At 68.3% G+C, this 15,070-nt stretch carries 7 protein-coding genes; 3 read left to right on the plus strand and 4 right to left on the minus strand.

Annotation, left to right across the window (positions count from 1 at the left end):
* Positions 1–38: 38 nt before the first annotated feature.
* Entirely contained in the window at positions 39–1,943 is a 1,905-nt protein-coding gene (gene thrS / locus RAB71_RS13400) for a threonine--tRNA ligase (protein WP_010342863.1), read from the minus strand.
* Positions 1,944–2,307: 364 nt separating this feature from the next.
* Between thrS and RAB71_RS13405 the strand changes: the two genes are divergently transcribed.
* Positions 2,308–3,375, plus strand: coding sequence for a LacI family DNA-binding transcriptional regulator (locus RAB71_RS13405; RefSeq protein WP_010342865.1), 1,068 nt, complete (start codon positions 2,308–2,310; stop codon positions 3,373–3,375).
* Between the two features lie 62 nt (positions 3,376–3,437).
* Here RAB71_RS13405 and RAB71_RS13410 read toward each other — a convergent pair whose 3' ends face one another.
* From RAB71_RS13410 to RAB71_RS13420, 3 genes are read right to left on the minus strand one after another with little or no spacing between them, the layout of a single operon-like run.
* On the minus strand, positions 3,438–5,111 hold the full coding sequence (locus RAB71_RS13410) for an alpha-amylase family glycosyl hydrolase (RefSeq protein ID WP_175300600.1): 1,674 nt from the start codon (positions 5,109–5,111) through the stop codon (positions 3,438–3,440).
* An 8-nt stretch (positions 5,112–5,119) separates the two neighbouring features.
* A complete protein-coding gene (locus RAB71_RS13415) occupies positions 5,120–6,604 on the minus strand; it encodes an MFS transporter (RefSeq protein WP_041500284.1) in 1,485 nt (494 codons plus the stop codon).
* Positions 6,601–8,802, minus strand: a complete 2,202-nt coding sequence (locus RAB71_RS13420) for a Six-hairpin glycosidase-like protein (protein ID WP_029562077.1) — start codon at positions 8,800–8,802, stop codon at positions 6,601–6,603. Before RAB71_RS13420 ends, RAB71_RS13415 begins: the two co-directional genes overlap by 4 nt.
* A 239-nt stretch (positions 8,803–9,041) precedes the next feature.
* On the opposite strand from RAB71_RS13420, the gene RAB71_RS13425 reads away from it, so the two are divergent.
* Both RAB71_RS13425 and RAB71_RS13430 read left to right on the plus strand, forming a co-directional pair.
* Complete coding sequence (locus RAB71_RS13425; RefSeq protein WP_010342871.1) at positions 9,042–11,135, plus strand: glycoside hydrolase family 97 protein; 2,094 nt, start codon at positions 9,042–9,044, stop codon at positions 11,133–11,135.
* Positions 11,136–11,615: 480 nt separating this feature from the next.
* Positions 11,616–14,366: a TonB-dependent receptor gene (locus RAB71_RS13430; RefSeq protein ID WP_010342874.1), complete on the plus strand. Its 2,751-nt coding sequence runs from the start codon at positions 11,616–11,618 to the stop codon at positions 14,364–14,366.
* Positions 14,367–15,070 lie beyond the last annotated feature (704 nt).

Raw genomic sequence — 15,070 nt, forward strand, 5'->3', positions numbered from 1 at the left:
CTGGCGCGGACGGAGGCTCCGTCCGCGCCAGGGTGGTGTCACGCCAACTGCTCGGCGCGCAGCCGGTCGGCGAAGGCGGCGACCGACATGGTGCCCAGATCCTCCCCCGACCGCGTACGGACCGCAATCGCGCCGTTCTCCGTCTCGCGGTCGCCCGCGACCAACAGGTACGGCACCCGCTGCAGCGTGTGTTCGCGAATCTTATAACCGATTTTTTCGTTCCGCAAATCGGCCTCGATGCGGAAGCCTTGATTTGCAAGGAGTTTCCGCACGTTGTCTACATAGTCTGCCTGCGCGTCCGTGATGTTCATGACCACGGCCTGCACCGGCGCCAGCCAGGCCGGGAACATCCCGGCGTGGTGCTCGATCAGGATGCCGATGAAGCGCTCCATCGAGCCGACGATGGCCCGGTGCAGCATGACCGGATGCTTCTTCTGGCTGTGCTCGTCCACGTACTCGGCGCCGAGGCGGCCGGGCATCATGAAATCCACCTGCATGGTGCCGAGCTGCCAGGTGCGGCCGATCGCGTCCTTGAGGTGGTACTCGATCTTCGGGCCGTAGAAGGCGCCCTCGCCCGGCAGCTCCTGCCACTCCACGCCGCAGGCGCCGAGCGCGGCGCGCAGCGCGGCCTCGGCCTTGTCCCAGGTGGCGTCGTCGCCGAGGCGCTTTTCCGGGCGCAAGGCGATCTTGATCTGGATGTCGTCGAAGCCGAAGTCGCCGTACACCTTCAGCGCCTGTTGGTGGAAGGCGGTGACCTCGGCCTCGATCTGCTGCTCGGTGCAGAAGATGTGGCCATCGTCCTGGGTGAAGCCGCGCACGCGCAGGATGCCGTGCAGCGCGCCGGACGGCTCGTTGCGGTGGCAGGCGCCGAACTCGCCGTAGCGGATCGGCAGGTCGCGGTAGCTGTGCAGGCCCTGGTTGAACACCTGCACGTGGCCGGGGCAGTTCATCGGCTTGACCGCGTAGGTGCGCTTCTCCGACTCGGTGAAGAACATGTTGTCCTGGTAATTGTCCCAGTGACCGGACTTCTGCCACAGCGACACGTCCAGGATCTGCGGGCAGCGCACCTCGCCGTAGCCGCTGTCGCGGTAGACCTTGCGCATGTACTGCTCGACCACCTGCCAGATCGACCAGCCCTTGGGGTGCCAGAACACCAGGCCCGGGCCCTCTTCCTGCAGGTGGAACAGGTCCTGCTGCTTGCCGATCTTGCGGTGGTCGCGCTTGTCGGCCTCCTCCATGCGCAGGATGTAGGCCTCAAGCTGCTTCTTGTCGGCCCAGGCGGTGCCGTAGATGCGCTGCAGCTGTTCGTTCTTGGCGTCGCCGCGCCAGTAGGCGCCGGAGATGCGGGTCAGCTTGAAGGCCTTGAGGAAGCGCGTGTTCGGCACGTGCGGGCCGCGACACATGTCCACGTATTCCTGGTGGTAGTACAGGCCCATCGCGGTGACGTCCTCGGGCATGTCCTCGATCAGCCGCAGCTTGTAGTCCTCGCCGCGCTGCTTGAACAACTCGATCACCTCGGCGCGCGGGGTGACCTTCTTGATCACGTCGTAGTCCTGCGCGATCAGCTCCTGCATGCGCTTCTCGATCGCCGCCATGTCCTCGGGGGTGAACGGGCGCTCGCTGTAGATGTCGTAGTAGAAGCCCTCGGCGATGACCGGGCCGATCACCATCTTGACCTCGGGATACAGCTGCTTGACCGCGTGGCCGACCAGGTGCGCGCAGGAGTGGCGGATGATCTCCACGCCCTCGGCGTCCTTGGCGGTGATCAGGCGCAGGCTGGCGTCGTGGTCGATGAGGTCGCAGGCGTCGACCAGGCGGCCGTCGACCTGGCCGGCGATGGTCGCCTTGGCCAGGCCGGGGCCGATGGACTGGGCCACGTCCATGGGGCTGACGGGATGTTCGAATTCGCGGCGGCTGCCGTCGGGGAGCGTGATCGTGATCATGGGAGTCGGCGGAAAGGGAAACTGGGGGATGACGTCCGCGCCACCTCGGCGGCAGGCCAGCCTGGGTGCGGGACAGAAAGAAGGCGCCACAAGGGCGCCTGCTCGGACAGCCTTGGGCGGGAACTCAAGCGAGGGCGGTGGTAGTGCTCATGTCGCACGCTCGGCCGGCGTTGCCGCGGGCCACCCATGTCCGGATCTTGTGGTGGGGCAAGATGGTAAACCAATCTTTACCAAAACGGTAAACATCGGTATTGACCGATATTGGAGACACAACGATGTTGGGGACAAGAGGAAGAGGACAGGTCACGCCGCCACTCTCTCGCCTTCGCTGCGCCGCAGCAAGAGCTACAGCGGCCGCCATGGCATGCTTCGCCGACGTTTTCTCCGCACCGGACGCGCCGTCATCAAAGGCAAGGCCACATCGCTGGACATCGCCTACCTGGCAGGCGTGTCGCAACCCACCGTCTCGCGCGCGCTGCGCGGCAGCCCGGCGGTCAACGAGCAGACCCGGCGCAAGATCCTGGCGATCGCGCGCGAGCTGAACTACAAAGTCGACAAGCACGCCTCCAGCCTGCGCCTGCGCAACGCCGGGACCCTGGCGCTGCTGTTCTTCGAAGACCCGACCACCGACGACTCGCTGATCAACCCGTTCTTCCACTCGATGCTGGGGTCGATCACCCGCGCCTGCGCCCGCCATGGCTACGACCTGCTGGTGTCGTTCCAGCAGTTGTCGGACAACTGGCGCGCCGACTATGGCGACAGCCAGAAGGCCGACGGGCTGATCCTGCTCGGCTATGGCGACTACCTGCAGGCGCAGCAGCGGCTGCAGCACCTGGTCGACCAGGGCACGCATTTCGTGCGCTGGGGCGCGGTGCTGCCCGGGCAGCCGGGGGTGTCGATCGGCAGCGACAACTTCCAGGGCGGCCACGACATCACCGCGCACCTGCTGGCGCAGGGCCGCCGCCGCATCGCCTTCCTCGGCGACGCCTCCAACCATTACCCCGAGTTCCTGGAACGCTACCGCGGCCACCTGCAGGCGCTGCGCGCGGCCGGCGCCGAGGCCACGCCGGCGCTGCAGGTCGATGCGATCACCACCGAGCAGTCCGGCTACGAGGCCGCGCTGGCCCTGCTCGGCCGCGGCGAACGCTTCGATGCGCTGTTCGCCGCCAGCGACCTGATCGCCATCGGCGCGCTGAAGGCCTTGCGCGAGCACGGCCTGCGCGTGCCCGAGGACGTGGCCCTGGCCGGCTTCGACGATATTCCGGTGGCCGCCAGCGTCGATCCGGCGTTGTCGACGGTGCAGCAGGACACCAAGCTGGCCGGCGCGGTGCTGGTGGACACCCTGCTGGCGCAGATCGCCGGGCAGCCGGTGAGCAGCCGCACCCTGCCGGTGACGCTGGCGCTGCGCGGCTCGTCGCTGCTGCGCAACTGACCCCTGCTCGGGCGCCGACGCGCCGACGGCCGGCGCGCTGACGCCGACCGGCAGCGCCGCGTTCACGGCGTCGGCGCGGCCCCGTCCTTGGCCGCCATCAGCCAGCGCAGCCGCGCGCGCAGGTCCGGGCGCACGATCGGCGCATCGGACAGGAACACGCGCACGCCGTGTGCCGGCACCTCGGCGCGCAGCGCCTCGGTCACCTCGGTGGCGCTGCCATCGAAGCCGTCGTGCCAGGTGCCGGGCTGCAGGTAGCGGCGCACTTCCAGCGTGCGCGGCGCGTCGCTCTTGTTCAGCAGCACCAGCGCGGTCTGGGTTGTACCCGCATGCTGGAACACCCGGTAGAACACCGCCTCGTCGCCGGACAGCTGCAGGTTGAGCTGCAGGCCGCGCTGCAGCGCCGGGCTGCGCTGGCGCAGCGTGGCGATGCGCCGCAGCGGCGCGAAGATCGGGCTGCTGGGCGCCGCGTTCACCCTCTCCTGGCCGAAGTAGTTGCGATTGCCGGCATGCTCGGCGCGCCCGCGCATGAAGCCGGTCTCCGAGCCGTAGTAGATCACCGGGATGCCGCGCGCGGTGAACAGCCAGTTGTGCGCGTCGATGAAGCCGGCGTCGCTGGCGTCCAGCCGCGCCATGTCGTGGTTGTCGTAGAAGGTCATCAGCTCGTACGGATTGGCGTACGGGCCGCGCTCCAGGTACAGCGCCGGCTGCAGCGTCTCGTAGCCGCGCTGGGCGTGGCCGAAGGTCGCCGCCAGTGCTTGCTTGAGCGGGAAATCCAGCACACTGACGCCGGCGTTGCTGGCCCAGGTGTGGCCGGCGATCTTGTGCGCGTTGTAGTCGAAGTCCTCGCCGAACATGAACATGCCCGGGCGCTGCGCGCGGATGCGGCGCACGAACTCATGCCAGAAGCTGTCCGGCATCCAGCCGATGGTGTCGATGCGGAACGCATCGGCGCCCTGCCCCAGCCACTGCGAATAGGCGCCGACCAGGTACTCCATCACCGCCGGGTTGCGCTCGTTGAAATCCGACAGCTGCGCCAGGTTACCGCCGGTGTTGTAGAACGCGTGCAGCGGGTTGTGCGCCGGGTCCAGCCTGGACGGCGGCAGGTTCTGGTGGTCGGCGATGAGCTTGCCGTCGCGATCGAACACCTGGCCGAACATCGGCTGCCGCTTGGGCATGGTCCAGGCCGGCGAGCCGTGGTTGCCGACGATGTCCAGCACCACCTTCAGCTGCTGCGCGTGCATCGCCTGGGTGAAGCCGGCGAAATCCAGACCGGGGCTCGGCAGGTGTTCGTCGAGCTTGTAGAAGTTCACACCCCAGTAGCCGTGGTAGCCGGTCTTGCCGCGGTCGCTCAGCGAGCTGCCCCAGGTGATCGGCTTGCCGCCGGTGAAGGCCTCGTCCGGGTTGTCGACGATCGGGGTGATCCACACCGCGCCAAAGCCCAGGTCGCGGATGTAGCCGGCGTTGTCGACCACGCCCTTGAAGTCGCCGCCGAGGTAGCCGATGTTGTCACTCTCGCCCGGCGGCGCCGGGATCGGGATATCGAAGGTGCGGTGCGCGCCGCCCTGGTCGCGGTGATCGTTGCCCGGATCGCCGTTGACGAAGCGGTCGGTGACCACGAAGTACACCGCCTCGCTGGCGAACGGCTCCAGCGTGCCGTAGAACTCCTCCTGCGCAGGCGCCTGGGCCTGCGCCGACGCGGCGCAGGCCCCCAGCAGAGCCAGCGCCAACAGCGACATCCGATCGATCATGCGTTCGCTCCCGAATCCGACGGCACCCACAGCACGCACAGCGCCGCCACCAGCAGGCTGCCGCCGCCGATCGCCAGCGCGTACAGCGGCCGGCCGCCGAGCCAGTGCGTGAGCACGAAGCCCAGCACGCTGACCGCGACCAACTGCGGGATCACGATGAAGAAATTGAAGATGCCCATGTACACGCCCATCTTCGCCGCCGGCACGCTGTCCGACAGCAAGGCGTAGGGCAGCGACAGGATCGAGGCCCAGGCGAAGCCCACGCCGACCATCGACAGCAGCAGCCACTGCGGATCGCGGATCCACAGGAACGACAGCAGGCCGGCCGCGCCCAGGCACAGGTTGAGCAGGTGGCTCATGCGCAGCCCGCAGGCGCGCACCAGCAGCGGGATCGCGATCGCGGCCAGTGCGGCGAAGCCGTTGTAGGCGGCGAACAGCACGCCGACCCAGTTTGCCCCGTCGTTGTAGGCCGCCGAGGTCGCGTCGTGGGTGCCGTAGTGGGTCTGGGTGACCGCGGCGGTGGTGTAGATCCACATCGCGAACAGCGCGAACCAGGAGAAGAACTGCACCCAGGCCAGGCGCCGCATCGCCTGCGGCATGGTCTGCAGATCGCAGACGATCGCCGCCAGCATGTATCCGCGGCGCAGGCGCGGCGCCACACCCTGCAGCAGGCCGTAGCCGAGGCACAGGCCGGCCAGCACGTACAGCATGCGGTCGCCGCCGCTGAAGGCGATCGCCGCCGCCCCGGCGATGCCCACCGCGCACCACAACGCGGCGGCGCCATCGGCACGGCGCGGCTGCGCCGCCGTGGCGGCCGGTGTGGCGCCGTCGAAGCCGTGCAGGGCTTCGGGCGGATATTCGCGGGTACGCAGCACGGTCCAGCCGATGGACAGGAACAGCACCACACCGCCGAGATAGAACGCGTAGCGCACCGTCGCCGGCACCTCGCCGGGGGCGGCGGTATTGCTGACGCCCCAGTGCGCCAGCAGCCACGGCAGCATGCTCGCCACCACGGCGCCAACGCCGATGAAGAAGCTCTGCATCGCATAGCCGGCGGCGCGCTGGCGCGTCGGCAACTGGTCGCCGACGAAGGCGCGGAACGGCTCCATCGAGATGTTGATCGAGGCGTCCAGCACCCACAGCGTGCCGGCCGCCACCCACAGCGCCGGCGAGTTCGGCATCACCAGCAGGGCCAACGTGGCGAACAGCGCGCCGACCATGAAGTACGGGCGACGCCGGCCGAAGCGGTTCCAGGTGCGGTCGGACAGGTAGCCGACGATCGGCTGCACGATCAGGCCGGTCAGCGGTGCGGCGATCCACAGTCCCGGCACCTGCTCCATGTCGGCACCCAGGGTCTGGAAGATGCGACTGGCATTGGCGTTCTGCAGCGCGAAGCCGAACTGGATGCCGAGGAAGCCGAAGCACATGTTCCAGATCTGCCAGAACGACAGCGCCGGCTTGGCGCGTGGCACGGCGCTCATGGGCGGTCCTCGATCGGGCCGGCCGGCGCGATCAGCAGCGCGGCGACATCGGCGGCATTGACCACGCCATCGGCGCCGCCCTGGCCGCCGGTGTAGCGCGCGAAGTGCTGCAGTGCGCTCATGTTCGCCGCTGGCAGCAAGCGCGCGACGCAACGTTGCCCGGCCTGCAGCACGAACAGCGCCGCCGTGGAGGTCTGCTCGCCGACGCTGTGCGGCATCACCAGCGGTTTCGACTGTGCTGGCGCGGCGCCGCACTGCACCTGCAGGCGTCTGACCGCGGCGGTGACGCCGGTGTTGATCGGACCATGCGCATTGACGTAGCGCACGCTCAGCCGGTAGGCGCCATCGTGCGGCGCGGTCCAGCTCCAGTCGTCGGCACCGTCCACGCGCGCAACGTCGCCGACGCAAACGGTGGGGCTATGCAGGGATTCCCAGCGCCCCAATTGCCGGGTCAGGCTCAGGCACTGCACACGCTCGGCCAGCGGCAACAGCGCGCCGTCGGCGTGCCCCGTGTGCGCCTGCCCATCGACGTACAGCACCGTGTCCGTAGCCGCCTGCACCCGCCAGCCTTGCGCTTCGCGCCGCACCTGCGGTGCCGGCGGTGCCAGCGGCGCGAAGGCGTCTTCCGCCGCCAGCATCTGCAAGGGTGCGCTGCCGCTGTGGCGCGCCACCAGGTCGACGGTGGTGGTGCTGTCCTGGCTACTGGTCTTGCCGGCGACCAGCAGGTCGCCCTGCAGTTGCGCCGGGCGGCGCAGCACGATGCGGCGGTCCTTCAGCTGCAACGCGATTTCCTGGCGCTCGCCGAACAACAGCGGCACCAGGCTGGTCGGCAGCTTGGGCAGCACGCGGCCGTCGTCCTCCACGCCGAACACGCCCTCGATCACCATCGCCAGATAGCCGGCCACCGACCACAGCTGCCGCGGCGAATTGACCACCGGGCCGCTCAGCGGACCGTCGTCGACATGCACAGCCTGGCTCAGGAACTCGTAGTTCTCCATGTTCGAGCCGGCCAGCGCGGCGCCGCGCAGCAGCGAGCGCACTTCCAGGTCGATGCGCGCGCTGTCGTCGGTGTGCCGGGCCGCACGCAGCGCGTAGGCGCTGACGAATGGCCAGATCGCCCGGTTATGGTAGATCGGCACGTCGCGCTGCTGCGGCCACACCACCGGGCTGCCCGCCTCCACCACCGGATAGCGCGCCAGCGCCTGACGCGCGCGCGCGGGCGGCAGCACGTCGGCCAGCACCGCCAGCGACAGGCCCAACAGGTCGTAGCGTTCGTAGCGCACCGGATGCTCGGCGGTGCCGATGTAGCTGACGTAGGTGCCGCGGTCCTCGCGCCAGAACCGCTGCGCGATGGCCTGGCGCAGCGCGTCGGCCCAGCCGGCATAGCGCGCGGCCGCCTGCGTGTCGCCCTGCTCCCGGGCCAGATGCTCGCCCAGGCGCAGCGCCTGGTAATGCAGCACGTTGGTGGACAGCGCGAAGGAACTGGCGATGAAGCCGACATCCTCGCGCGTCCAGGCCGGATAGGTCTGTTCGCGCCAGTCCAGGAACGAGGTCTCGCCGCGGTACAGGCCGATGCGCGGGTCGAACGCGAACGCGCGATCCTGCGCCAGCGTGGCCGTGAGCGCGGCGCGGGTATCGGCGGCAAAGACCGGATCGTCCAGCAGGTGGCGCGCGGCCAGGAACCACACCACGCGGTCGCTGCTCACCGGCCAACTGCCGCCGGAGCCGGTGTCCTGCGCCACGAACAGCTCCGGCAGCGCGTCGGTGCCGCGCATCGGCGACAGCTTAAAGCGCAGCGAGCGGCGCGTGCGCTGCGGATCCAGCCGCGCCAGGGCCAGGTCCGCGGCATAGCTGACATCGCGGGTCCACACGTAGGGCCAGCGCTCGCCGGTCTGGTAGCAATCGCACGGCAACGGCTTGCCGTGATCGAACGCCGGGTCGCGGATCGCCTGCACCTGGTCGTCGTGCAGCTCCTGCTGCGCCAGCGCGAACAGCGCGTCGAACAACGGACTGTCGGTTTCGCTACGCAGCGGCTGTGCCGGCACCGTGCGCGTGCCCTGCGCCGCGTGCAGCACGAAACCGCCGTCGGCCGTGGCCTCGGCCTGCGCGGTCTGGCCACGCCATTGCAATGACGTCTGTCCAGCAGACGCCGACGCCGCGGCACCCAAGGTGGCGGCCAAGCAAATCATCTTCAGCATCGAAGCGGCAGACCGGCTCGCACCGATCGACCTCCCTCCCTCTTTGCCTGCATGGTGGAAGCGCAGGCCGGCACGCCGGCGCTGCAGTCGCCGCCTCCGCATCGCGGGGCGCTGCGGACATGGTAGACGGGCGGCACCGCAACGCGTGCAGTTGCATACGTATTCATCGCATGCGCCACGGCGGCCGCGGACCGCCTCGCTATAGTCGATGCGCTGCCACGGTCGCCCTGGGAGGGGATATGCCGCTGTTTGAGGTCCTGTCGCGCCTGCGTGTGCCGTCGTTGCTGGCGAGCGTGTTGTGGTGCGTTGCGCCATGCCTGCACGCCGCGCCGCAGACGGTGGCCAGCGTGGATTCGCCGGGCAAGATCCTGCGCGTCTCCCTGCAGTTGGACGACGGCCGCCCCAGCTATCGCGTGCAGCGGCTGGGCGAGACGGTGATCGGCGAATCGCGGCTGGGCTTTCAGTTGCGCGACGGCGCCCTGGATCGCGACCTGGCGGTGCTGGACCAGCACAGCCGCGACGTCGACGAGACCTGGGAACAGCCGTGGGGCGAGCGCCGCTACGTGCGCAACCACTACAACGAGCTGCGCGTGGACCTGGGCGAGCGCGGCGGCCGCCAGCGTCGCTTCGCGGTGGTGTTCCGGGTCTACGACGACGGGCTCGGCTTCCGTTACAGCTTTCCGCAGCAGCCCGGCATGCAGGAGGCCGTCATCGACGAAGAGCTCACCGAGTTCGACATCGTCCCCGATGCGACCGCCTGGTGGATTCCCGCCGGCGCACCCATCCACTACGAATACCTGTACCGACGCACGCCGCTGCGCGAGGTGCCGCTGGCGCACACGCCGTTCACCCTGCGCAGCCAGGACGGCCTGCACCTGGCCATCCACGAGGCGGCCCTGGTCGACTACGCCGGGATGTGGCTGCGCCGCGGCGAAGCCCAGCGCCTGCATGCGCAACTATCGCCGTCGGCAGAAGGCTGGAAGGTACGCCGGTCCCTGCCCTTCGACACGCCGTGGCGCACGCTGCAGATCAGCGACACCGCCAGCGGCCTGGTCGATTCCAACCTGATCCTCAATCTCAACGAACCCAATGCCCTCGGCAACGTGAGCTGGGTGCACCCGGCCAAGTACATTGGCGTGTGGTGGTCGATGCACCTGAACCAGGAAATCTGGGCGCGCGGCCCCAGGCATGCCGCCACCACCGCCAACACCCGCCGCTACATCGACTTCGCCGCAGCGCACGGCTTCCGTGGCGTGCTGGTCGAAGGCTGGAACCCCGGCTGGGACGGCAACTGGGTCGGCCACGGCGACGACTTCGACTTCACCCACGCCACCGCGGACTTCGACATCGAAGCCCTGAGCGCCTACGCGGCGAAAAAGGGTGTGCACCTGATCGGCCACCACGAGACCGGCTGCGCGGTGGAGCACTACGAAGACCAGCTCGATGCGGCGCTGGGCCTGTACGCGCGGCTGGGCGTGGACACCTTCAAGACCGGCTACGTCTGCGACGATGGCCAGGTGGACCGGCGCAATCCCGCCGGCGGCCCGCTGTGGCGCGAATGGCACGACGGCCAGTTCATGGCCCGCCACCATCTCAAGGTGGTGCAGGAAGCGGCCAGGCGCCACCTGTCGGTCAATGCCCACGAACCGATCAAGGACACCGGCCTGCGCCGCACCTACCCGAACTGGCTCTCGCGCGAAGGCGCGCGCGGCATGGAGTACAACGCCTGGGGCGAGCCGCCGAACCCGCCGGAGCACGAAGTGAACCTGGTGTTCACACGGATGCTGGCCGGGCCAATGGACTACACCCCCGGCATCCTCAGCCTGAAGGGCCGCGGCGGACGCCCGATTCCGAGCACGCTGGCGCGGCAACTGGCGCTGTACGTGACCCTGTACAGCCCGATCCAGATGGCGGCCGACCTGCCCGAGCACTACCTGCAGCACCGCGACGCCTTCCGCTTCATCGAGGACGTGGCGGTGGACTGGGACGACAGCCGCGTGCTCGACGGCGAGATCGGCGAGTACGTGACCATCGTGCGCAAGGACCGCCACAGCCGCGACTGGTTCCTGGGCAGCATCACCGACGAACACGGCCGCGTGCTGCCGATCGCGCTGGGCTTCCTCGAACCGGGCGTGCGCTACCGCGCCGAAATCTACCGCGACGGCGATGCCGCCGACTACCAGCACAACCCGTTCGACTTCGTCCGCGAACAGCGCGAGGTCACCAGCCGCGATCAGTTGCTGCTGAAGCTGGCACCTGGCGGCGGTCAGGCGATCCGTTTCGTGCCGCTGGACCCGGTGCCGGCCTCGGCGGGCTCGGCTGCGTCGCATTGACGCGTTGAGGCGTCGCTGCGCCGCCATGCCGCTGGCTCGACGCCAGCGGCGCACCCCCGCGATGAAGACGCTCGGTGCCTGATCACTGCGCCGAGGACAGCGCCACGGCGCACGGCATTCGCATGGGACGAACCCGTGACTGCGCCGGGTCGCGGCAGCGCGGCAGAGAGCGCGTAGCCCTGTGCGGAACGACCTCGTCCTGGCGGGCAGCACCGAGCGTTCGCGATGGACGACCTCGTCGACATCGACGCAGATGTTCACAGTCGCACCGGCATACCGCTGCATGCACGACATTGCGATCCTGAAAGCGCTTCCAATGCGATGCAGGCCAGTGAATACGTATGCAGCGGGCGTTCGCGACGAAGCCGCGTGTCTACCATACAGCGCAATCGCGACACCGCCCTGCGGCTGCGCGACACGCACATCCGGCCGCCTCGCCGGTTCAGATATTCGCAAGACAACATTGCCTGGGAGGGGAAAATGTTGAACCACAAGCGCAACGCGCTGACGCTGGCGCTGGCCGTCGCGATGACGCCGATGCTGGCTGCGGCGCAGTCCGAGACCACCGCCACCACATCCAACGATCCGGTCACCGAACTGGACAAGGTCCAGGTCACCGGCATCCGCCGCGGCATCGAGAACGCCATCGCGATCAAGCAGGATTCGACGTCCATCGTCGAAGCGATCTCGGCCGAAGACATCGGCAAGCTGCCGGACGTGAGCATCGCCGAATCACTCGGCCGCCTGCCCGGCCTGGCCGCGCAGCGCGTCGCCGGCCGCGCCCAGGTGATCAGCGTGCGCGGCCTGTCGCCCGACTTCGCCACCACCCTGCTCAACGGCCGCGAAGTGGTCAGCACCGGCGACAACCGCAGCGTCGAGTTCGACCAGTACCCGTCGGAACTGGTCAACGGCGTGACTGTGTACAAGACGCCCGACGCCGGCCTGGTCGGACAGGGCCTGTCCGGCACCATCGACATGCAGACCGTGCGTCCGCTGAGCTTTCCGGACCGGGTGATCGCCGTCAGCGGCCGCCTGCAGAAGAGCTCGCTCGGCAAGGCCGCCAACGTCGACGCCTTCGGCAACCGCTTCAGCGCCAGCTACATCGACCAGTTCCTGGACAACACCCTGGGCTTCTCGATCGGCTATGCCCACAGCGACATGCCCATCCAGGAGAACCAGGTCGGCCTGTACGAGCCGTGGACCACGCAGAACACCGACAACGGCAGCCGCCCCGGCGTGGCCCCGGGCACCTACTTCTCCGACGGCATCAAGGCGCTGCGCCGCACCGGCAACAACAAGCGCGACGGCGTGATGGCGACCGTGCAGTTCCGCCCGTCCAACGCCTGGACCAGCACCTTCGACGCGTTCCATACCGAAGCCGAGCAGATCGACACCGCCAACCAGTTCGAGGTCAATCTCAGCAACTACAACGGCGGCTACACGCCCGGCCTGCTGATCACCAACCCGCAGGTCGACGCCAGCGGCAGCTTCACCGGCGGCACCGCCAGCGGCGTGTACCCGCTGGTGCGCGGCATGTACAACAAGCGCAAGGACAAGATCGACGCATTCGGCTGGAACAACGAGTTCAACCTCGGCAGCGTGCGCCTGATGGCCGACCTGAACTACTCCAAGGCCACCCGCAAGGAGCTGAACCTGGAGAACAACCTGCAGCTGGTGCCGATGCCGCAGCTGGACACGGTCGGCCTGGTGATCAAGCCCAACGGCTTCTCGCAGATCACCCCCGGCCGCGACTACTCCGACCCGAACAACCTGTTCCTGACCAACACCATCTACGGCTCCGGCTACGGCAAGGTGCCGGAGGTCGAGGACAGGCTGAAGGGCGGCCGCCTGGCAGCGACGCTGCCGGCACCGCAGGCGCTGACCTGGTTCTCGGACATCGACGTGGGCGTCAACTACGCCGACCGGCGCAAGCAGAAGACCCAGGCCGAAGGCAACATCCTGCTCGGCGCGCAGGGCGACACCAGCATCGCCAGCGATCTGCAGTACGACCCGGTCAACCTCGGCTTCGCCGGCATCGGTACCATCCCGGCCTGGAACGTGCCGGCGGCGGTCTCGCGCTACATGACCTTCAATCCGGTCACCAACCTGGACTACCTGATTCCGAAGTCGTGGACCGTGCAGGAGAAGATCACCACGGCCTGGCTCCGCGCCAACATCAACACCGACATCGGCGAGGTCGGCGTGCGCGGCAACATCGGCGTACAGCTGCAGCATGCCGATCAGAGCTCGCAGTCCAGCTACTTCGACCAGTCCCGTCCGGCCGGCCAGAACGTGCTGCCGATCGACGCCGGCAAGACCTACAACGACTGGCTGCCGAGCCTCAACCTGGCCTTCCTGTTCCCGCACCAGCAGACCCTGCGCTTCGCCGCGGCCAAGCAGGTGGCGCGGCCGCGCGTGGACCAGATGCGCGCCGGCCTGGACTTCGGCGTGGACACCTCTACCGGCAAGCCCGGCGGCAGCGGCGGCAATCCCCTGCTCGACCCGTGGCGCGCCAACGCGCTGGACCTGTCGTACGAAAAGTACTTCGGCGAGAAGGCCTATGTCGCCGCGGCGGTGTTCTACAAGGACCTGAAGAGCTACATCTACACGCAATCGCGCGACGATTACGACTTCTCCGCCCTGCTCGCCAGCTACGTGCGCCCGCCCAACATGACCGTGCCGGTGCAGACAACGGGCACCTTCTCCTCGCCGCAGAACGGCAAGGGCGGCACCCTGCGCGGGCTCGAGCTAACCGCCTCGCTGCCGCTGGACATGTTCACCGACAGCCTGCGCGGCTTCGGCATCCAGGCCAGCGCCACGTTCAACGACAGCGACATCAAGATCGTCGATCCCGAAAGCGCCTCCAGCGTGGGCTCGGCGCCGATCGACCTGCCCGGCCTGTCCAAGCGCGTGTACAACTTCACCGCCTACTACGAGCGCAACGGCTTCGAGGCGCGCGTCAGCCAGCGGCGGCGCTCGGACTTCATCGGCGAGATCGGCAACTTCAACGGCAACCGCACGCTGCGCTACGTGGTCGGCGAGAACGTCACCGATGCCCAGGTCAGCTACACCTTCGCCGACGGCAGCACCCTGGCCGGACTGAGCCTGCTGCTGCAGGCGAGCAACCTGACCAACTCGCCCTACCGCACCTACGCCGGCACCAAGGATCGCCCGCTGGAGTACGTCGAATGGGGACGCACCTACATGCTCGGCGTGAACTACAAGTTCTGAGCCCGGCGTAGAGCACGCAGACGACGCCCGCCGGCGCACACCCGGCGGGCGTTTTCTTTGGGCGATTGCCGGCTGTGGTGCTGCCGAGCACCCGGATATCGAGCGGCGAAGCGGAATTGCGATCGCATTGCGATAGCGGTCTGCTTTGCGAAGCAGACGGAAGATGCGTGGTTTGCAGGAAATCGCCGCTACGCTTCGCGAAGGTGGGACAGTTCCATCTCCACACGCCCGATCGACGATCCGAATCACCGACGCTGGTCGTCCTCCGGGCCATCGGCGCCGGAAAAAAGCGGCGCTAAGGCCGCCGATCAGATAGGGACATCAGCGCCGATGCATGGCTTGCAGCCAAGAGGCGGCAGATGCGCCACTGGCGCTGCTGGAGGGAACCGCATTGGCCTGGCGACGCGCGCGCTTGGCGATTTCCTGGCGATGACCGACAGTGCAGCACACGTCCCTTGGAGCTTCGTGGCAGTAACGCAGCGTCGGCAACGTGGCATGACGAGACCGTTTATCGTGCGGGCCAGCAACGCAGTCTGTGGATTGGCTCTGACCGCAGCCGGCTAACTGCCACGCTCTCGTGGCGACTGGCGGACGCCACCAACAGGACGTGGCATGCCGGACGAGCGCTGTTTGATCGGGCACAGGCGTCGCCACCACCAGCACGCTGACCAATCCAGCGCAATGCGTCGCCGGATTGTCTCTTC

Source organism: Xanthomonas sacchari, from assembly GCF_040529065.1.
GTDB classification, from domain to species: Bacteria; Pseudomonadota; Gammaproteobacteria; order Xanthomonadales; family Xanthomonadaceae; genus Xanthomonas_A; species Xanthomonas_A sacchari.

Bases quoted from the DNA above. Each gene is read 5' to 3' on its own strand.
- RAB71_RS13425 (WP_010342871.1), top strand. From the start codon at position 9,042: ATGCCGCTGTTTGAGGTCCTGTCGCGCCTGCGTGTGCCGTCGTTGCTG.
- RAB71_RS13405 (WP_010342865.1), top strand. From the start codon at position 2,308: ATGCTTCGCCGACGTTTTCTCCGCACCGGACGCGCCGTCATCAAAGGC.
- RAB71_RS13430 (WP_010342874.1), top strand. From the start codon at position 11,616: ATGTTGAACCACAAGCGCAACGCGCTGACGCTGGCGCTGGCCGTCGCG.
- thrS (WP_010342863.1), bottom strand. From the start codon at position 1,943: ATGATCACGATCACGCTCCCCGACGGCAGCCGCCGCGAATTCGAACAT.
- RAB71_RS13410 (WP_175300600.1), bottom strand. From the start codon at position 5,111: ATGTCGCTGTTGGCGCTGGCTCTGCTGGGGGCCTGCGCCGCGTCGGCG.
- RAB71_RS13420 (WP_029562077.1), bottom strand. From the start codon at position 8,802: ATGCTGAAGATGATTTGCTTGGCCGCCACCTTGGGTGCCGCGGCGTCG.
- RAB71_RS13415 (WP_041500284.1), bottom strand. From the start codon at position 6,604: ATGAGCGCCGTGCCACGCGCCAAGCCGGCGCTGTCGTTCTGGCAGATC.